General features: G+C 69.2%; 15 protein-coding genes and 1 tRNA gene. 7 read left to right on the top strand and 9 right to left on the bottom strand.

Annotated features, from left to right (window positions below):
* Positions 1 to 86: 86 nt before the first annotated feature.
* The 5 genes from nadA to ACIQCY_RS10605 are packed head-to-tail and all read left to right on the top strand — an operon-like array spanning position 87 to position 5,956.
* Positions 87 to 1,367, top strand: a complete 1,281-nt coding sequence (gene nadA, locus ACIQCY_RS10625; protein WP_400483859.1) for a quinolinate synthase NadA — start codon at positions 87 to 89, stop codon at positions 1,365 to 1,367.
* Entirely contained in the window at positions 1,364 to 3,037 is a 1,674-nt protein-coding gene (gene nadB, locus ACIQCY_RS10620; protein ID WP_400483858.1) for an L-aspartate oxidase, read from the top strand. Before nadA ends, nadB begins: the two co-directional genes overlap by 4 nt.
* Positions 3,034 to 3,960 carry a carboxylating nicotinate-nucleotide diphosphorylase gene (gene nadC / locus ACIQCY_RS10615; protein WP_400483857.1) on the top strand — a complete coding sequence of 309 codons (927 nt, stop codon included), beginning with the start codon at positions 3,034 to 3,036 and terminating at the stop codon, positions 3,958 to 3,960. The genes nadB and nadC overlap by 4 nt, the downstream gene beginning before the upstream one ends.
* Complete coding sequence (locus ACIQCY_RS10610; RefSeq protein WP_400483856.1) at positions 3,957 to 5,147, top strand: cysteine desulfurase family protein; 1,191 nt, start codon at positions 3,957 to 3,959, stop codon at positions 5,145 to 5,147. The genes nadC and ACIQCY_RS10610 overlap by 4 nt, the downstream gene beginning before the upstream one ends.
* Positions 5,148 to 5,182: 35 nt before the next feature.
* Entirely contained in the window at positions 5,183 to 5,956 is a 774-nt protein-coding gene (locus ACIQCY_RS10605; RefSeq protein ID WP_400483855.1) for a hypothetical protein, read from the top strand.
* Positions 5,957 to 5,962: 6 nt separating this feature from the next.
* Here the strand turns inward: ACIQCY_RS10605 and ACIQCY_RS10600 are convergent, their stop codons facing one another.
* Positions 5,963 to 6,883, bottom strand: a complete 921-nt coding sequence (locus tag ACIQCY_RS10600; protein ID WP_400483854.1) for an oxidoreductase — start codon at positions 6,881 to 6,883, stop codon at positions 5,963 to 5,965.
* Between the two features lie 119 nt (positions 6,884 to 7,002).
* On the opposite strand from ACIQCY_RS10600, the gene ACIQCY_RS10595 reads away from it, so the two are divergent.
* Positions 7,003 to 7,806 (top strand): transglutaminase family protein, encoded by an 804-nt coding sequence (locus ACIQCY_RS10595; protein WP_400483853.1) that lies wholly within the window; start codon positions 7,003 to 7,005, stop codon positions 7,804 to 7,806.
* A 24-nt stretch (positions 7,807 to 7,830) separates the two neighbouring features.
* Here ACIQCY_RS10595 and ACIQCY_RS10590 read toward each other — a convergent pair whose 3' ends face one another.
* The 8 genes from ACIQCY_RS10590 to bcp form a co-directional block, all read right to left on the bottom strand.
* Positions 7,831 to 8,355, bottom strand: coding sequence for a MarR family winged helix-turn-helix transcriptional regulator (locus ACIQCY_RS10590; protein ID WP_400483852.1), 525 nt, complete (start codon positions 8,353 to 8,355; stop codon positions 7,831 to 7,833).
* An 89-nt stretch (positions 8,356 to 8,444) separates the two neighbouring features.
* Positions 8,445 to 11,582, bottom strand: a complete 3,138-nt coding sequence (locus tag ACIQCY_RS10585; protein WP_400483851.1) for an efflux RND transporter permease subunit — start codon at positions 11,580 to 11,582, stop codon at positions 8,445 to 8,447.
* 52 nt (positions 11,583 to 11,634) lie between these two features.
* On the bottom strand, positions 11,635 to 13,134 hold the full coding sequence (locus tag ACIQCY_RS10580; protein ID WP_400483850.1) for a malate:quinone oxidoreductase: 1,500 nt from the start codon (positions 13,132 to 13,134) through the stop codon (positions 11,635 to 11,637).
* 103 nt (positions 13,135 to 13,237) lie between these two features.
* Entirely contained in the window at positions 13,238 to 14,926 is a 1,689-nt protein-coding gene (locus ACIQCY_RS10575; protein ID WP_400483849.1) for an ABC transporter substrate-binding protein, read from the bottom strand.
* A 205-nt stretch (positions 14,927 to 15,131) separates the two neighbouring features.
* Positions 15,132 to 15,857, bottom strand: coding sequence for a fasciclin domain-containing protein (locus ACIQCY_RS10570; RefSeq protein WP_400483848.1), 726 nt, complete (start codon positions 15,855 to 15,857; stop codon positions 15,132 to 15,134).
* Positions 15,858 to 16,251: 394 nt separating this feature from the next.
* Complete coding sequence (locus ACIQCY_RS10565) at positions 16,252 to 17,403, bottom strand: hypothetical protein (protein WP_400483847.1); 1,152 nt, start codon at positions 17,401 to 17,403, stop codon at positions 16,252 to 16,254.
* A gap of 815 nt (positions 17,404 to 18,218) precedes the next feature.
* A tRNA-Leu gene (locus tag ACIQCY_RS10560) sits at positions 18,219 to 18,300 on the bottom strand.
* Between the two features lie 82 nt (positions 18,301 to 18,382).
* The gene (bcp, locus tag ACIQCY_RS10555; protein WP_400483846.1) at positions 18,383 to 18,856 is read right to left on the bottom strand and encodes a thioredoxin-dependent thiol peroxidase; all 474 of its coding nucleotides are present in this window, start codon (positions 18,854 to 18,856) and stop codon (positions 18,383 to 18,385) included.
* 160 nt (positions 18,857 to 19,016) lie between these two features.
* On the opposite strand from bcp, the gene ACIQCY_RS10550 reads away from it, so the two are divergent.
* The gene (locus ACIQCY_RS10550) at positions 19,017 to 19,526 is read left to right on the top strand and encodes a MarR family winged helix-turn-helix transcriptional regulator (protein ID WP_400483845.1); all 510 of its coding nucleotides are present in this window, start codon (positions 19,017 to 19,019) and stop codon (positions 19,524 to 19,526) included.
* Positions 19,527 to 19,643: the final 117 nt, after the last annotated feature.

Raw genomic sequence — 19,643 nt, 5'->3', positions numbered from 1 at the left:
GGTGCCACCGCGCTCGTCCCACTCCAGCCCCGACTCCGACTCCGTCGCCGGCCGTGCCCGGCCGACCCCACTCCAAGGAGAAGCACGTGTCCGTTCCCACCGCCATCCAGCACTCACGCGACGAGTCGGAAGCGTCCCTGTCGACCGCGACCTGCTCACCCGACCTCGCCCGTGATCCCTGGTCCTTCGACGCCCTTCCCATGCCGGGCTACGGCCCGGGGGCATCCATGGGAGACGCAGCCCCGCCCGAGACGCCCCGCCAGGGGGAACTGCCGGAGGAGTACCGGACCGCCTCGGCCGAGGACCTCGACCGCAGGATCCTCGCGGCGAAAGCGTTCCTCGGTGAATCCGCCGTCATCCTCGGGCACTTCTACCAGCGCGACGAGGTGGTGAAGTACGCGGACTTCGTGGGGGACAGCTACCAGCTCGCACGCGCTGCCACCGAACGGTCCTCGGCCGAGGCCATCATCTTCTGCGGAGTCCACTTCATGGCGGAGACCGCGGACATGCTGTCGACGCCGCAGCAGGCCGTGATCCTGCCCAACCTCGCGGCGGGCTGCTCGATGGCCGACATGGCGGACATCGACTCCGTCTCCGAGTGCTGGGACCAGCTGACGGCGCTCTTCGGATCGGAACCGGACGCCGACGGGAGGCAGCCGGTCATCCCCGTCACCTACATGAACTCGTCCGCCGCCCTCAAGGGTTTCTGCGGCGAGAACGGCGGGATCGTCTGCACCTCCTCGAACGCCGCCGCGGTGCTCGAGTGGGCGTTCGAGCGTGGACAGCGCGTCCTGTTCTTCCCCGACCAGCACCTCGGGCGCAACACCGCCAAGGCCATGGGCGTGCCGCTGGAGCAGATGCCGATGTGGAATCCACGCAGGCCCTGGGGCGGAACGGACGAGCAGACGCTGCGGGACTCCCGCGTGATCCTCTGGCACGGCTTCTGCTCGGTGCACAAGCGCTTCACCGTGGCGCAGATCGAGAAGGCACGCGCGAATTTTCCGGGGGTGCGCGTGATCGTGCACCCCGAGTGCCCGATGCCCGTGGTCGATGCCGCCGACGAGGCAGGCTCCACCGACTACATCCGGAAGGCGATCGCGGCCGCCGAGCCGGGCAGCACCTTCGCGGTCGGTACGGAGATCAACATGGTGAACCGGCTCGCGGCGCAGTACCCCGAGCACACGATCTTCTGCCTCGATCCCGTCATCTGCCCGTGCTCGACCATGTACCGCATCCACCCCGGGTACCTCGCCTGGGTGCTGGAAGGACTCGTCGACGGCCGGGTGTTCAACCGCATCACGGTGCCCGACGCCGTGACCGCCCATGCCCGCGTCGCCCTCAACCGCATGCTCGCGGTGCAGCCGTGACACCGGATCCTCCGGTGCGCGGGACGGGCGCCCGTCCCGGTACCCGCCGCGCCGTCGTCGTCGGTGGCGGTGTCGCCGGGCTGCAGGCGGCGCTCACGGTCCGGCGCCTCGATCCGGGCTGGGACGTCGTGCTGCTCACCAAGGCGGACCTCGTCGAGAGCAACACGAGGTACGCGCAGGGCGGTATCGCCGCCGTCGTCCCGCACCTGGCACAGGCCGGGGGCGCCGCGACGGAGGAGGGGGAGTCCGACTCGGTGGAGGCACACATCGCGGACACGCTCGCTGCCGGTGCCGGCCTTGCCGACCAGCACGCCGTCGCGGTCCTCTGCGAGGGTGCCGCGGACGGCATACGCACGCTGCAGGAGGCCGGGGTGGCCTTCGATACCGCGACCGGCAGCGCGGCACCCGCGCTGGGCCGCGAGGCGGCGCACTCCGCCGCGAGGGTCCTGCACATCCGCGGTGACGCGACCGGTGCCGGCCTGGTGGATGTCCTCGCCGCCGCGGTGCGCAGCGACCAGGGGATCCGCGTGGTCGAGAACGCCGTCGTGACGCGGGTCCTGCTCGAGGGACGTCCCGGAGACGCGCCACGCGCCACCGGCGTCGAACTGCTCCAGGACGGGGAGGTGCGGCAGCTGGGGGCGGACGCCGTGGTGCTCGCCACGGGCGGAGCCGGGCAGCTCTTCGAGCACACGACCAACCCGGCGATCGCCACCGGCGACGGCGTGGCCCTGGCCTGGCGGGCAGGCGCCGTGGTCGCCGACCTCGAGTTCTTCCAGTTCCACCCCACCTCCCTGGACGTCCCGGGGAACCCGCTCGTCTCCGAAGCCGTCCGCGGCGAGGGCGCGCGGCTCCTGGATGCCCGGGGACACGCGTTCATGGAGGACTACCACCCCGACGGGGACCTGGCACCGCGCGACGTCGTCTCCCGCAGCATCGCCCGCCACCTGGCCCGCGCCAGGGCCACGGATACGGATACGGCTACGGCTACGGCCACGGATGCCGACACGGTGCAGGCATCGCGGGTCTGGCTCGACGCGACCGCGCTCGGGAAGGCATTCCTGGCCGGCCGTTTCCCGTTCCTCACGGCGCTGACCGCCCGGTACGGGTTCGACTGGTCCTCCTCCCCGGTGCCGGTGGTGCCCGCGGCCCACTACTGGATGGGCGGCGTGCGGACGGACACGGACGGGCGGACCTCGGTCCCGGGACTCTTCGCGGTGGGTGAGGTGGCCTGCACCGGCGTGCACGGCGCCAACCGGCTCGCCTCGAACAGCCTGCTCGAAGGAGTGGTCTTCGGTGCCCGGTGCGCGACGGCGATCGTCGACGGCGGGGGAGAAGCGCCGCGGTTCGACGCCGAGCTCCTCGACCTCGAGGCGGAGGCGACGGCCACCCAGGACTTCACACGCGCGGACCTGCGGTCCCTCATGTCCGACCACGCCGGTGTACTGCGCACGGGGGACGGATTGGACCTCGCCCGCAAGCACCTGGCCGCCTACCGGCCGGGCAGCGACCCGGAGACGGCCAACCTGCTGCTGTGTGCGCGGCTTCTCGTGCATGCGGCGGCCGGCAGGGCCGAGTCCTGCGGAGCGCACTACCGCTCGGACCAGCCCGACGATGCCTCCCGCCCCGCCCCGAGCCGGTCCTACGTACGAGCCCAAGGAAGAACGCCATGACCCAGACCACAGCCGGCACGCCGGCCACCGCGACGACGGCCGCACGGCCGCCGCAGCACCTGATCGACGCCGTCGTCGCCGCGGCTCTGGCCGAGGACGCACCCTGGGGTGACATCACCTGCCAGGCGCTCATCGATCCCGACCGGACGGCGACGGCGACGGTCACGGCGCGCGAACCGGGGATCCTCTGCGGGACGGCCGCGATCGAGGCCGCCATGCGCCTCACCGACCCGCGCATCCGCGTGGCCTTCCCGCAGGCGGACGGCACCCGCTTCGGCGCCGGCGACACCCTCGCGGAGATCAGCGGACCGGCGGCGGGCATCCTCACCGCGGAACGTACGGCCCTCAACATCGCGCAGCGCCTCAGCGGCATAGCGACGATGACGAGGGCGTTCGTCGACGCCGCTGCCGGCACGCACGCGCGCATCGTCGACACCCGGAAGACGACCCCCGGGCTCAGGGTGCTGGAACGCTGGGCCGTCCGATGCGGTGGAGGCTCCAACCACCGCTCCGGCCTCTCCGACGCCGTCATGGTCAAGGACAACCACCTGGCGCTCCTCGCGGTCGACGGTCCCGGGGCCCTCACCGAAGCCCTCCTGGCGGTCCGGGGCCGGCTGCCGCACACGGTCCACGTGGAGGTCGAGGTGGACCGGCTGGACCAGATCGAACCGGTCCTCGCCGCGGGGGTGGACACGATCATGCTCGACAACTTCACCCTCGACGACCTCGCGGAGGGCGTGCGCCGGATCGGGAGGCGCGCCCTCACCGAAGCCAGCGGCAACGTCGGGCTGGACACCGTCGCGGCCATCGCAGCGACGGGCGTCGACATCATCTCCGCGGGCGCCCTCACGCACAGCGTCCGGTCCCTCGACCTCGGGCTGGACTTCGCTCCACTGCCCCCCGCGGCGTCGGGGCGTCCATGATCTACCTGGATGCCGCGGCCACGGCGCCGGCACGGCGGGAGGTCCTCGAGGAGATGTGGCCCCTGCTGACGGCGACCTTCGGCAACCCGTCGAGCCACCACGCCTATGGTGAGGCCGCCGCCACGCACTTCTCGCGGGCACGCTCCCGCGTCGCGGGGCTGCTCGGCTGCAGGCCCTCCGAGATCATCTTCACGTCGGGCGGCACAGAGGCCGACAACCTCGCCCTCAAGGGCATCGCCCTCGCGGCACCGCGCGGGCGCCATGTCGTCACGAGCGCCATCGAGCACCCGGCGGTGCTGGAGGCCCTGGCCTACCTCCGGACGTTCCACGGGTTCCGCGTCACGATCGTGCCGGTCTCGGAGACGGGCCTCATCTCCCCGGCGGCGCTGGCCGCGGCCCTGGAGGTCGGCACCACCCTGTGCACCCTCATGTACGCCAACAACGAGGTGGGGACGGTCCAGGACATCCCGGCGCTGGCGGCCGTCTGCCGCAGCGCCGGCGTGCCCTTCCACACCGACGCCGTGCAGGCCGCGGGCTGGCTTCCGCTGGACGTCGACCGCCTGGGGGTCACGGCCCTCAGCATCTCGGGCCACAAGCTGGGCACACCGAAGGGGATCGGCCTGCTGTACCTCCGCGCGGGCACGCCCTGCGAGGCCGTGCTGCACGGCGGCGGCCAGGAACGCGGACGCCGGTCGGGCACGGAGAACGTGGCCGGCGCCGTCGGGCTCGCGCGGGCGCTGGAGCTCGCGCACGGCGCACTTCCCGGAGCCGCGGACACCGCGAGTGCCGACCGGGACGTGTTCAGCGGAGCCATCCTCGACGGCGTCCCGGGGTCGATCCTGACCGGCGACGCCGAGCACCGGCTCCCCAACCTCGCCTCGTTCTGCTTTCCTGCAGTCAGCGGAGAGGCCGTCCTCCTGGAACTCGAACGCCGCGGCGTCATCTGCTCGAGCGGGTCCGCGTGTGCTGCGGGTTCCGACGAGCCCTCCGCGGTGCTGCTGGCGCTCGGCCTGGACGAGGAGACGGCGTCCACCGCCGTGCGGTTCTCGTGGACACAGGACACGCCTCCCGAGGACCTCCGGCAGGCGGCCGACGCCGTGGTCGCCGCGGTCGGCACGGTGCGATCCCTCGGCACGGTCCGATCCCTCGGCGCGGCACGAAGCCCCGGCGCACTGACCGACGCCTAGACTGGCGGCACCGGGACACGGCCAGGAGGGACACGATGAAGATCGCATCCAGTAGGAGGGCGCAGCGTCGGTCGGGGAGCGTTGCGCGCACCATGGCCGCGGCAGCGCTCGCGGGTGTCCTCCTGGTGTCCTGCACCCAGGCGCCGGCAGGCACTGAGCCGTCGGCCCCTGTTTCCACTCCCGCGGCCGAACCCACCGCGGAACCGCTGCGTGAGGCGCGGGAGGGGTGGAAGGTCTTCACCGATCCCGCTCGGCTCGTGAGCTTCGAGCTTCCACGGGACTGGGTGGTGCAGCCGCTGCAGCCCGAGCCCGGAGCCTACGCCCCCGACTCGCTGCACTACGCCGTCCGCACCCCCGAGGGAACCACCACCGCTGAACTGCACACCGGCATCCTGACAGCCGAAGCCCCCTGCCCGGAGGCGGAGAGGACGCCCTATTACGTCATCGGCAGCGAGCCGCTCGAGCTGACCGGTGAGCCGCCGGCCGCGGCGGACATCGAGCCCCGCTTCGTGGTCCGGCTAATCACCGGATTCCGATTCTTCGGTGCGTACGGGATCACGGACCAGGTGGGCGGCGCCGACGGACTGGCGTGCGCCCTGCCGAACACCGTGCAGGGCGGCGAGGGGCTCGGCCGGTTCAGTTTCGGCGACCTCGAGGTGCTGGCACCCAAGGCGCCGGCGAACACCGGGCCGCAGACGGTGTCCTTCGGGACCATCGGGGAGGCGGAGGCGTACTACGGCACCCCGGAGTTCGCGACCATCCGCCAGATGATCCAGTCCGTGCAGGTCGCTGCGCCGCCCGCCGCCTAGGCCGGATCAGCCCGCCGGCTGCAGGGCCGCATAATCGACCCCGGTCAGCTCGACGCTGCGGTTCCAGAGCCGCGCGGCGATGTCTCGATCCAGCACCCGGGGCACCGGGGCGACGAGGCGGGGGGCGCCGCGGGTCTCGCCGGGGCCGGACGGACCGTAGTAGTCGCCACCCCGGACGTCCTCCGAGGTGGCGGCGTACAGCGTGGGTAGTGCGCCATCGGCATCGGACTGGCCCATGAGCCTGAAGAAGCCGCCGAAGACGTCGAGCACGGCCGGCGCCTGCATCCCCGCCGTGAGGTTCGTGTTCGCCAGTCCGGGATGTGCCGCCACCGACGTCAGGTCCCAGCCCGCTGCCCTCGCGCGCCTGTCGAGTTCCACCATGAAGTACAGGTTGGCGATCTTGCTCTGCCCGTACGCCCGCCACCGGCGATAGCCCCGCTCCGACTGCAGGTCGTCGAAATCGATGCGTCCCCGCTTGTGGGCGAGGCTGGAGAGCGTGACGACACGGGCGGATCCGGCCTCGTGGAGGTTCGGCAGCAACAGGCCCGTCAGTGCGAAGTGGCCGAGGTGGTTGGTGCCGAACTGCAGTTCGAAGCCGTCCGCCGTCGTGGACTTCGGGGTGGCCATCACCCCGGCGTTGTTGACGAGGATGTGGACCGGTCCGCTGAGGCCGGCCGCGAAATCACGGACGGAAGCGAGGCTCGCGAGGTCGAGGGTGCGCGCCTCGACCCGCTCGGTGCCGGCCAGCGAGCGGACCTTCTGCTCCGCCTCGCGCCCTCGCTGCCCGTTCCGGCACGCGAGCACCACCTCGGCGCCCTTCCGCGCGAGCCCGACGGCGGTCTGGAGTCCCAGCCCGCTGTTGGCGCCGGTGATGACCACGCGCCTGCCCGTCAGATCGCCGATGGCATCCGCTGTGAAGTCGCTCATGGTGTTCCTTCCTGCTGGTTCGTCCTGCCGGGCCGTGGTGCCCGCCGACGTCGGAGGTTACCGCCCCGCAACAGCATAGAGTTGGAGGCGATCCAGCCGCCTACCGGGAGCAACGAACCATGCGACGCACTGTCTCCGCCGATCTCGGTGCCGTGACGACGGCGGGCACCGAGGTGGTCCTGTCGATCGCCGTGGCAGGCCCGGCCGGGTACGAGGCGGTGGAGGAGGAGCTGTCGGTGCTGGTCGACGGACGCCCGGCGGACCTCCGCGAGCGGGAGGACAGGGACGGCACGAGGCTGCACCTGCTCACCACCCCGGAGGCCGCGTCGCTCGAGGTCCGGTACCGGGCAACAGTCACCGGTTCGGCGGCGGCCGCGCCCAGGGACGACGTCGACCTGGTGCGGTACGTCCGTCCGAGCCGCTACTGCGAGTCCGACAGGATCCTGCCCACGGCCTACGCGCAGTTCCCTGACGTGCAGGGTGGGGACCTCCTGCAGGCCGTACGGGACTGGGTGGCCGCGGAGCTGACCTATGTCTCGGGGTCCTCGCGCTTCACGGACAGCGCCGTGGACACGCTCCTGGCCCGCAGGGGGGTCTGCCGGGACTACGCGCATCTCGTGATCGCCCTCCTGAGGGCCCGGGACATCCCTGCACGCCTCGTATCCGTCTACGCGCCCGGCCTGAGCCCGATGGACTTCCACGCCGTCGTCGAGGCCTGGGTGGACGGGGCATGGCACGTGGTCGACGCGACCGGTCTCGCGCCGCGCGCCTCGATGCTGCGTATCGCGACCGGCAGGGACGCGACGGACACGGCGTTCCTCTCGACGATCGGGGGCGCGCTGCAACTCTCCAGCCTGTCGGTGACCGCGACGGTGGATGAGCTCCCCGTGGAGTACGCCGCCGAGCGGCTGGCGCTGGGCTGAGCCCGACGGCGCTCCGCTCCGGGGCTACTGCCCGAGACCCGCGTTGATCCTGTCCGTCAGCGCCCTGAGCTGATCCATCTCGGCCGGACCGAGGACCGGTGCCAGCACCTCCTGGATCCGTTGCACGTGGGCCGAACCGATCCGCCGCTGCAGTGCCCTGCCCTCGTCCGTGAGAGCCAGTTCGACGCCGCGCTGATCATTCTCCGCCGGCCGCTTCCGCACCAGGTTCTTCGCCTCGAGGCGATCCACCATGCGGCTCAGGCTCGGCTGGCTGATCAGGAGGTGGTTGTTGAGTTCGTTCAGGCGGGTCCAGCCGGTCGGGCAGCGGCTCAGGTTGAACAGGACGTCGTACTCCCCGATGGGCAGCTCCCGGAAGACGGGATCCTGCCGGATGCGGCGCATGACGCCCACCTGGGCCCGGAACAGCGACTCCCAGGTCTCGGATGCCTGCCGCACGGAGGAGGGGGCGGGATCGCCTGAGCCCCCGGCGCCGTCGGCCGCCGCCTCGGCGCCGCTGTGCTGCGCGTGGGTGTCCAACTGGTCAGCCATGGCTGTTCCCGGCCTCCTGCCGGCACCGCCGGCATACTAGATACATTTGCATCTAGTATACGCTTCCAGGCGACCGCCGGGCGGTCGTATCAGGTTGCGGCACCGGCCTCACGGCGCAGCGCCCGCTCCTCGCGGCGGCCCTCGATCAGCCGATAGAGCACCGGGACGAGGATGAGCGTCAGCGCGGTCGACGAGACCAGTCCGCCGATCACGACGACGGCGAGCGGCTGCGAGATGAATCCGCCCTCTCCGGTCAGGCCGAGGGCCATCGGTGTCAGCGCGAAGACCGTGGCCAGCGCCGTCATGAGGATCGGTCGCAGACGTTGGCGCGCACCCTCGCGGATCGCATCCGGGACGCGCAGGCCGGGCATCCCGTTGCGCGGCAGGCGGTACTGGTTGATGAGGTCGATCAGCACGATCGCGTTGGTGACCACGATGCCCACGAGCATGAGCATGCCGATGAGCGAGGGCAGCCCCAGCGGGATCCGCGTGATCAGCAGGAGGGCGATGGCGCCCGTGGCCGCAAAGGGAATCGACACGAGCAGGATCAGCGGCTGCACGAGGCTCTTGAACGTCGCGACCATGATGACGTAGACGATGGCGACGGCCGCCCAGAGCGCCAGGAACAGCTGGCCGAACGACTCCGCCTGCTGGGTGGACGCGCCGCCGACGGTGGCCGTCGCGCCGGCGGGCAGGTCGATGCCCTCGAGGCGTTCGTTCACCGCCGCCGTCAGCGTGCCGAGGTCGTTCCCGGCCGGCGTGATGGATACCCGTGCGGTCCGCTCCCCGTTCGCGCTCGTGACCGAGAGCGGTACCTGGACCTCGTCGACCGAGGCCACGGCGGACAGCGGGACGGGGCCCCGCGCCGTCGGGATCTGGAGGGTGCGGAGCTGGTCGAGGCTCGTGATCGGCGTGCCCTCGCCGATCAGCACCGGGAAGTCGTCCGCTTCGAAACGCACGGAACCCGCCGGAACCGGGCTGATGCTTCCGCCGAGCAGGCCGGCGATCTGGCCCTCGCTCAGGCCGGCGCCCACGGCGGCGGCCCGGTCCACGTCGATCTGGACCTGCGGCTGCGCGGCCGAGAGGTTGCTCGTGACCTCTCCGGCACCGTCGAGTCCCTGCATGCCGTCGAGCACGGCGCCGTTCGCGGTCTCGAGGTCCTCGGCGACCGGAGCTGTGATGTCGATGTCGATGGTGCTGGAGGTTCCGAAGCCTCCCTGCTGGCTCGAGAGGGAGAACATGCCCGCGTCCTGCAGCCCTTCGAGGTCCTGGCGCACGGACTCCTGCAGCGCCTCCTGGTCCGCATCCTCATCGGTGATCACGGTGAACGTCGCCACCGAGGCTCCGCCGGAGAACTGGGCGGCGAAGGCACCGTCGGCGTTGCCGACCGTCAGCTGGACGTCGCGGATCTCGGGGACGTCCGCCAGTACCTGCTCCGTACGGCCGGCCGCCTCGGAGGTCGTGGCGAGGCTCGTCCCCGGCGGAAGGGTCTGCGTGATGGAGAAGCTGTTCTGGCCCGAGCCCCCGAGGAGGTTCGTGGGGAGGAACGGGACCATCGCAGCGGTGGCGCCAAGGACGATCAGCCCGCTGACGAGCGTGATGACGGGGTGGCGTTGGGTTCCCGCGAGGATCGGGAGGTAGCCGCGCTGGAGGCGGGACGGACGTTCCGCGGGCGGAGCCTCGTGGGTGCTGTCCGCGGGGATCGTCACGGCATGGCGTGCCCCGCGGCGGCCCGGCGACGTCCGGGGCAGGAACCAGTAGGCGAGGACCGGGACGATGGTCAGGGAGACGGCGAGGGACGCCAGGAGGGCGATGCCCGTCGTGACGGCGAAGGGCCGGAACAGCTCGCCGGCGAGGCCGCCGACGAAGCCGATGGGCGCGAAGACGGCGACGGTGGTCAGCGTCGACGCCGTGATGGCCCCGGCCACCTCCCGCACCGCCGTCAGGATGGCCTCGCGCTTCTCCTCGCCGTAGCCGAGGTGCCGTTTGATGTTCTCGATGACCACGATCGAGTCGTCCACGACGCGTCCGATGGCGATGGTCAGTGCGCCCAGCGTCAGCAGGTTGAGGGAGTAGCCCGCGGCATAGAGCCCGATGAACGTGATGAGGAGCGACAGCGGGATCGAGATGGCGGTGACGAGGGTGGAGCGGACCGAGAGCAGGAAGACGAGGATGATGAGGACGGCGAATCCGAGGCCCAGGATGCCCTCGGTGGTGAGGTCGTCGATGCTGCGTTCGATGAACGGCGCCTGGTCGAACACCACCGTGATGTCCGCAGCGCTGCCGAGCTCCGCCTCGAGATCGGGGACGAGGGCCACGATCTCCTGCGAGATCTCCACGGTGTCGCCGTCGGGTACCTTCGTCACCGTCAGCGCGAGGGTCTCCACGCCGTTGGTGCGCGTCACGGAGGTGGCTTCGTCGTCGGCCAGGCCGACCTCCGCGAGCTCGCCGATCGTGACCGCCGGACCCGCGGGTGCGCTGCCCGACGACGGCAGGACCGGCAGCGCCTCGATGTCCTCGAGGGAGCCGATCCGGCTGCCCGCCTGGATGGTCAGGGACCGCGGGTCCTCCTCGAGGGTCCCCACGGGGAAGAGCGCCCCGTTGTCCTCGAGCGTGCTGGTCAGGTCGCCGACCGTCAGCCCTGCCGCCGCGAGGGCGCCGGGCCGGGGAAGCACCGCGACGTGCTGGCTGGTACCCCCGGAGACGTCGGCGGTACGGACGCCGTCGATCTTCTGCAGGCGGGGAACGGTCAGCCGGGCGAGGTCGCCGTTCAGTTCGCTGAGCGACTGGTCCGAGGACACCGCCATGAACACGATGGGCAGGTCGCTGATGCTGCCGGCGAGGGCCTGGGGTTCGACGTCCTCCGGCAGCGTGGGGCGCACCGTCGAGATCGCCCGGTCCACCTGTGCACGTGCCCGGTCGAGGTTGGTGCCGTAGACGAACACGAGGCTGACGGTCGAGACGCCGGTGCGCGAGGTGGACGACGAGGACTCGAGGCCCTCGACACCGCTCAGGGCGGCCTCGAGCGGCTCGCTGACCTGCTGGTCGAGGTACTCGGGCGAGGCTCCCTGCACGGTGGACAGGACCGTGATCTGGGGGAACTCGAGCGAGGGTATGAGCTCCTGCTTCAGCGATCCGAGCGTGATGACGCCGAAGACCGAGGCGAGGATGGTGATGAGCGCGATGAGCGCCCTGTTAGCCAGGGAGAGCTGAGCCAGACGGAACAAGGAACCTGCCTTCGATACTGACGGTTGACCGGCCGGCTGGCTCCGCCTGGTGCTACTTGAGCTTGAGGACCCGATCTGTCAGGGACTGGACGTCGGCCGCGAGGGACGGGTTCTCGTTGAGCTTGACGCCGTACCCGGGCAGCATCTCCTTCAGCTTCGGCTCCCAGCCGGACATCTTGGCCGGGAAGCAGCGCTTGAGCAGTTCCACCATGATCGGGGCCGCCGTCGAGGCGCCGGGCGAGGCTCCGAGGAGGGCTCCCACCGTGCCGTCGGCGGAGGTGATGACCTCGGTGCCGAACTGCAGCACGCCACCCTTCTTCGGTGCCTTCTTGATGACCTGTACACGCTGCCCGGCCGAGATCAGTTCCCAGCTGCCACCCTCGGCGGACGGCAGGAATTCGTTGAGCGACTCGTTCTTCGCATCGCGGTTCTTCAGGACCTCGGTGATGAGGTACTTGGTCAGCGACATATTGTCCTTGGCGACGGCGAGCATCGGCACGAGGTTCGAGGTGCGGATGGACGACGGGAGGTCCAGGTAGGACCCGCGCTTGAGGAACTTGGTGGAGAAACCGGCGTACGGGCCGAAGAGCAGGGAACGTTCTCCTTGGACGAAGCGCGTGTCCAGGTGGGGGACGGACATCGGCGGTGCGCCGACCGATGCCTGGCCGTAGACCTTCGCGTTGTGCTGGTTCACGAGCTCCGGGTCGGTGCACCGGAGGAACTGCCCGGAGACGGGGAAGCCGGCGAAGCCCCGGCCTTCGGGGATGCCGCTGCGCTGCAGGAGGTGGAGGGCGCCGCCGCCGGCACCGATGAAGACGAACTTCGTGGTCACCGTGGTGGTCTCGCCCGTCGCCCTGCTCCTGACCTTGACGTCCCAGCGGCCGTCGGAGGCCCGTGCGACGTCGAGCACGTCGAAGCCGTAGTGCAGGTCGACGCCGGTGCCCTCCAGGTAGCCGGTGAGCTGCCGGGTCAGGGCGCCGAAGTCGACGTCGGTACCGCCCTCGACGCGGGACGCCGCGACGGGCTGCGAGGGGTTGCGGCCCTTCATGACCAGGGGGGTCCACCCGGCGATGGTGTCGTGGTCCTCGCTGTGCTCCATGGTGCTGAACAGCGGCTGCGGGCTGAGCGCCTCGTAGCGCCTGCGCAGGTACTCGGCGTTCGCCTGGCCCCAGACGAAGCTCATGTGCGGCACGGGGTTGATGAAGCTGCGGGGATCGCCGAGGTGGCCCTCGGAGACCATGTGCGACCAGAACTGCCGCGAGACCTGGAACTGCTCGTTGATGGCGACGGCCTTGGCGGGGTCCACGGACCCGTCCTTGCCCGCGGGCGAGTAGTTCAGCTCGCACAGCGCGGAGTGGCCGGTACCTGCGTTGTTCCAGGGATCGGAGCTCTCCAGGCCGGCGACGTCGAGGCGTTCGAAGAGCGAGATGTCCCACTCGGGCTGGAGCTGACGCAGGAAGGCACCGAGCGTGGCGCTCATGATCCCGCCGCCGATCAAAACGACGTCGGTGGTCTTGGCCGGTGTGCCCTGATTCTTAGTGGTCAACGTCATCTCCAGTCGCGAGGTCCTAGCAGGGAAAGCCTAGCGTCTGGTGGTGACCTTACTTAAATCCGTCGGGGCCCACCCGGGCTGCCGGCCGCAGGCGCCGGAAGTGTCACTCGGAGGGTGCGGGCCGGGGCTCGACGCCGGCCAGATCGATCCGGTTGAAGACCTCGTTCATCACCGGGCTGACCGGGTACGTCGTGACGCGGGCACTCATCGCGAGTGCGGAGATCGGGAAGGCGAGAGGCACGGCCGGGATCCTGTCCGAGATCCGCGAACTGATGTCCGCGTACGCGGCCGTGCGCTCCTCGCCCGCGGGCAGGCCACGTGCCCGGTTGATCTTGCTGAAGAGCTGCGGGTCCTCGTAGCCGAACTCGGCGCTGTAGCTGCCGAAGAGGGCGCCCACGAAGTTGTCCGGGTCCTGGTAGCTTCCGCTCCAGCCCAGGAGGTGGAAGGCCCGGTCGCCGGACGCCTGGACTGCGGCCACATAGCCGTCGGTCCAGTCGATCGGCACGGGCTTGATGTTGAAGCCTGCCTCGGTCAGCTGCCGGCTGAGCTCGGCATAGGCCTTCTCGGGGGAAGGGAGGTAGGCCCGGGAAACGTTGCGCGGGTAATAGAAGGGAAGCTCGCGCCCGTCGTAGCCGGATTCCTCGAGCAGCTCCCTGGCGAGGTCGAGGTCGTACCCGTAGTCCTCCACCGTGTCGTTGCTCACGCCGAGCTTCTCCGGGATGAACTGGCGCGCCGGCTTGGTGCCCTGCAGGAAGCGGCCCTCGATCAGGGCGTCCTTGTCCACCGCATGGGCGACGGCCTCACGGAAGAGGGGGTTGTCGACACCCGGGAACTCCTCGTTCATCCCGAGGTACAGCACGGAGTAGGGATCGCGCTGGAGGAACTGGAGTCCGTTGCGTGCGAGGTCCACGGCGCTGTCCACGGAGACGAAGTCATAGCCGTCGATCCGGCCCGAGGTGAGGGCGCGTGCACGGGAATCGGCATTGGCGATCGTGGTGAAGATCACCCGCTCCACCTCGCCGCGCTCGCCCCAGTAACCGTCGAAGGACCTCAGTTCGACGGTGCCCGGCTCCCAGGAGACGAGCTCGAAGGGACCGGTGCCGACCGGTGCCCGGCCGAGGTCGTCCGCCGCTCCGGGTGCGAGGGCCGAGGGAGAGGACATGGCGAAGGCGGGGGCGGCGAGCGCCGGGACCAGTCCGGTGATCCGGCCCGTGAGCTGCACCTCGACGGTGTACTGCGCGGTCGCCGTGCAGCCTCCGTACAGGCTCACGTCGGGCTGGTCGGAATACGCCTTGAACACGCTCTCGAAGGGGAGCCGGGACGCGCCGGCGCGTGCTTCGGCGGGGGTGGAGTACCAGCGGTCGAAGTTGGCGCACACGGCGGCGGCGTCGAACGGCACGCCGTCCTGGAAGACGACGTCCTGCCGGAGCGTGAACTCGTAGGCGCGGCCGTCGTCCTGCTCCCGCCATGCTTCGGCGAGCAGGGCGGTCGGCTCGGAGGTGAGGGGGTCGACGCCCACGAGCCCCTGCATCATCTGCTGCGTGACGCGGTAGGACTCGGTGTCGTTGGCGAGTGCCGGGTCCAGCGTCCGGGGATCGGAGGCGGTGCCGAAGGTGAAGGTGGACAGATCGGTGGGCGCCTCGGCTGCCGTCGTCGTCGTCGGTTGCGGTGGTGCGACCTCGCCTGCTGTGCAGGAGACCAGGGATACCGCCGACGCGAGTACTGCTGCCATCGCGATCACGCCGCGTGCCCCGCGTCCGTTGCGGGTGTGGCGCGCGGCAGGGGTCTTCACAGGTTCGATCTCCGAGGGGCAGGGGGAGCCCGGTCATAGGGTTCCGGGTGTCTGGAATGCCCAAGTCTAGGCGATGGCCCCGGACGTTCCATGGAGGAACGCGCCATGCGCGGAGACAGGAACGCACCCTCCACCGTGAAGGTGGAGGGTCCGTCCGTGATCCCTGGAACACGTTAGAGGATTGGACCAGGGAGGTCAGGCGTCCTTAGCCCGCTGCGGGGGGCATCATGACGGTGTCGATGAGGTAGACGACGGCGTTGGCGGTCTGGACACCGCCGCAGATGACGTTGGCGCCGTTGACCATGAGTTCCTGGCCGGAGCCGGTGACCTCGAGGTCGGCGCCCTGGACGGTGGTCTGGGTGGTGCCCTCGAGCTCGGCGGGCTGGATCTTGCCGGGGACGACGTGGTAGGTGAGGATGCTGCTGAGGCCCTCGGTGTCGGTCTTGAGGCCCTCGACGGCCTCGGCGGGCAGGGCGGCGAAGGCTTCGTCGACGGGTGCGAAGACGGTGAACTCGCCGCCGTTGAGGGTGTCGACGAGGTCGACGTCGGGGTTGATCCCGCCGGAGACGGCAGCGGTGAGCTGGGTGAGGATGGGGTTGTTCGAGGCGGCGGTGGCGACGGGGTCCAGGGCCATGCCGGCGACCGATCCTGCGCCGTCGGGGACCGTCTCGGCGTAGCCGGCGCAGCCGGGGCCGACGAGGTTTGCTGCGGGATCCATCATGGCGTCCGCGGAGGCCGAGGGGCTCATGCTCGCTTCTGCCGACGGCGATGCCGACTCAGTGGCCATGCTGCTCTCGCTGCTCTCGCTGGCCATGCTGCTCGGGGTGGCCTCGGATGCTGCCTCTTCGCCGCCTCCACAGGCTGCGAGACCGAACATGGAGACTGCTGCGATACCGAGGATCGAGAGGTTCCTGCGCTTGGTGATTTCCATGAGATTTTCCTCCATAGATGGGACCCGGCGGGTGCCTGTGGTCGGTGGTCTTGCGATGAAACACATCGTGTCGATGTCTCACAGTTACTTCGGGCGCCCGGTGGGGGTGGATGGGTTGGATCTTCAGGAAAAATTCCGTCGTGTCTCCGCGGTCCTCTTTCGTGACCTACCCGTGACCTGCGGCGATGCAGCCGGCAGTGGCTCAGGGCAGAGAAAAAGCCCCGCCGGGCTCCTGGGCCCGGCGGGGCTTCTCCACCCGTCCGACGACGGGTGATGCAAGAGGGGACTTGAGAACCGTGGTGGACGCTCCAAGCGTCTGACGACGTTCCTTTCCACGTTGAAGACCCCGTTCACCCGCGGTTTGCTTCCGCCCGAGCCCGTTGCACAGGTGCCACTACCGCAACTTCTCGCAAGGAATACGGACGCCGCCGGAGGCCCAGCCTTTCGGGGCTGCAGGCAGCACTACTTCTTGCGCCCCTCGATGGCACTTTCCAACTGCACTTTCGGTTGCTTCACTCCAATCCGGTCCACCGCTTCGGGCGGTCTCCGAGGGCAGGAGAGTAAGCGCCTGCACACTGAAGAAGACGGCGAGTAATACTGTGCCGGCGACTACCCGCTGCTTAGGCAGAACGGACATCGCCAGAGGCACCAGGGCCATCACGAACATCGAGGTCGGTACGGCGTACCTTGAATGCCGAGCTTCCGCCCAGTCAGCTGACGTGAAATTGGCGTAATCGAGCAGCGGTGTGGGGTTGACGATCTGAGTTGCAGCCCAAAGGGTGATTGATGCCCCCAGCACCACGACTGCGGCTAAGCGATGTTGAGGAGTGCCCATGCGCATCACGAGTGCAAATGCCGCAACGAATAGCGCAGCGGAGGCAGCAAGGGGCAACCATCCATAGCCGTTCACAAGAGCACCGATGTGCGAGGTTTCCCCGAGAATGGGAGTGCCCACCGCGTTGACGAACCAGCCCGTGACCGTGGAGCCCAACTCAAGCGGTTCCGACTCATTCGTCACCCTAGGGTTGAGGCTGGTTGCGCACAGCTGGCAGAGGAGTCCCAGAAGCAGGCCCACACGTGCGGGCCAGAATGCCTTGTCACGATGCCGCACCAGTGCGAGCGGCACGAAGATCACGGACAGAATCTCGGTTAGGGATATAGCAGCTCCGGCCAACAGAAGAATCAGTGCTTCGCCCCTGGATCCAGGCCGCTTGAACAGCAGCCACGGCGTAGCGAACAAGAGGTACCAGTGCAGGTTAGCGGTGTTACCCGTTGTTTCGAGCGGGCCGGAGCTGATCAACAGGACGAGGGATGCAAGAGCTATACGAGTGTGCAGCCGTTCGTCCAACTCTCGAGAACAGTGAAAGACAAGAGCTGCGACGAGGGCAACGGTGAGGCAGCTGAGCAGGTTCATGCTCATCGCGTATCCACTGGGAGGAATGGCGGCGACAGTAAGACCCGCAATTATCCGAGGTACGAGATGAAGGTAGCCATCGTACGGATTGAATACGCCTCCGTTTCCATCGAGTGCTTGCTGCAGGAACACGCCGCCGTCTTCCGCCCACACTACGTCTCGAACTGATGAAGGCTGTCGATACAAGACAAGCAATGACGAGCCCACAATGCTGACCACCCAAGAGACTGGTCTGACCCATCTCGGTCGGGACAGCTTGCCGAAGTGCCGACCATACGCAGGTGTCGGAGCCTCGATGAACACGATCGCAAGTTTCGCACATGGAGCTCAACCGACCACCGAACGTCACCCTGCTGGATGGGGCGTGTCACTTCCGGGCACCAGGGATCGATTCGGAACACTAGGAGAAACAGTGTGTACTCCGAGTGAGGCGGCGGCGACCGACCGGTTGACGGAGTTCGCCGCCGAGTGGGCTGGCCGATATCCGGCAATCGAGACGCTCCGGAGAACTCGTGGGCTTCACTTCGTGTCGTTCCTCGAATACGACGTGGAGAGATCCGCCGGGTCATCCTCTCGACGAATGCGATCGAGTCGATCAATGCGCCGTAGCACTTCGCGAAAGGCGTCGCGATCCTCATTCTCGAGGAGCCTGCGGTATTGCGAGCGCGTCCCGGGCCCGATGCCGATCACGTTGTCGATGTGCTCCGCTACGACGTCGCAGATGTGGGGAGCCGTGCAGTAGAGCGGCGGATGCAGGGCCTTCGAAGGTCTTCGGGGTCTGCTTTCCCGTTTCCTCCCCATACCGGCTGACGCCGTAGGCGGTCGAGTCGTCTGCCCTCCTGCGCCTCCTGATTGTTGCCATGGATCGAGACAGCGGTACGTCTGTCACCGATCTCGACTACCCCACGAAGGCCTTTGCGAAACCGCTGTCGCTAGGATCTTCACTGTGCGCAAGAGGGGACTTGAACCCCTACGTCCGAAGACACTGGAACCTAAATCCAGCGCGTCTGCCAATTCCGCCACTCGCGCTCGGATGCACCCGACCGGGTGCATCCCTTTCTCTTCACTGTAGCGCCAAGGACAGGCGCGTTCGATCCCTGCGGGTCGATGCCTACTGGTCGATGCCGAGGTCCCGCCGCAGCTTCGCGACGTGGCCGGTGGCCCGCACGTTGTACTGGGCGAGCGAGACCTTCCCCTCCGCGTCGACGACGACGGTCGAGCGGATGAGCCCCTCGTAGGTCTTTCCGTAGTTCTTCTTCTCACCCCAGGCGCCGTACGCTTCGGCGACCGCATGGTCCTCGTCCGAGAGCAGCGGGAAGTTCAGGGACTCCTGGTCCGCGAAGGCGGCGAGCTTACGGACCGGGTCGGGGGAGATGCCCAGCACCTTGTAGCCGGCGCCGGCGAGCGAGGCCAGGTTGTCGCGGAAGTCGCAGGCCTCGGTGGTGCAGCCGGGAGTGGCGGCAGCCGGGTAGAAGTAGACCACCACCCTGCTTTCCCGGAGCGAGGACAGTGTCACGTCGCTGCCATGGGCGTCCTTGAGCGTAAAGTCGGGGGCACTATCACCGGCGGCTAGTCGTTGCGACATGCATACTCCTGAGGATTCGTGGGACGGCCGGAAGGGCGCGCTGCGCGGCACGGCCCTTCCCGCCGGCCGGGAAGACTCCTAGCCGGCCTAGCTATCATAGGGAAGATCCGACGCCGACGGCGGCAGCCGGTCTCCTAACCGAGAGGAAGTGCACTGTTCAATGCCCAACCTGGAGCAATGGCCCACGGGTCGACTGCTGACGACGGCGGCGCGCCTTGTCGAGCACGCCTGGAACGAGCGGCTGGTCGACATCGGGGTGACCCATGCAGGGGTCATCGCCCTCGGGGTCCTCGCGGACCAGGGCGCCATGACGCAGGCGAGCCTCGCGCAGATCGTGCGCGTGCAGGCCCAGACGATGGGCAAGACGCTCGCGCGGCTCGAGTCCAGGGGGCACGTGACGCGCGTGCGGAACGATCTCGACCGGCGCTCGCACATGGTCTCCATCTCCCCGGCAGGCCGGCAGGTCCTCGAGACCGCGGACGACATCGAGCGCACGCTCGTCGCGGGAGGCGGTCTCGTCTCGGAGGAACTGCGGGGCCACCTCCAGACCGTCATCCGCGAGCTGGGCGCTCCCCGCTGGAACTGGGCGGCATCGGACGATGCACCCCAGGAGGGCGTCGCCGTCGACGGCTCCGGCGCCTCCGGCCCTGCGGCGACCGTGCCGAGCTGAGGCCAGGAGCCACCGTTCCGGGCACCACGAGGCCCCTTGCCCCCGAGGCAGGGGCTTTTTGCGTGCTCGGAGGCACCCGGTTGGGCGACTCGCCCTACACCCGCTGGTAGGAGAAGG

Origin of the sequence: Arthrobacter sp. NPDC092385 (assembly GCF_044755105.1) — a bacterium.
GTDB lineage: Bacteria > Actinomycetota > Actinomycetes > Actinomycetales > Micrococcaceae > Arthrobacter_D.
This window is presented reverse-complemented; position numbering and strand designations above follow the sequence as displayed.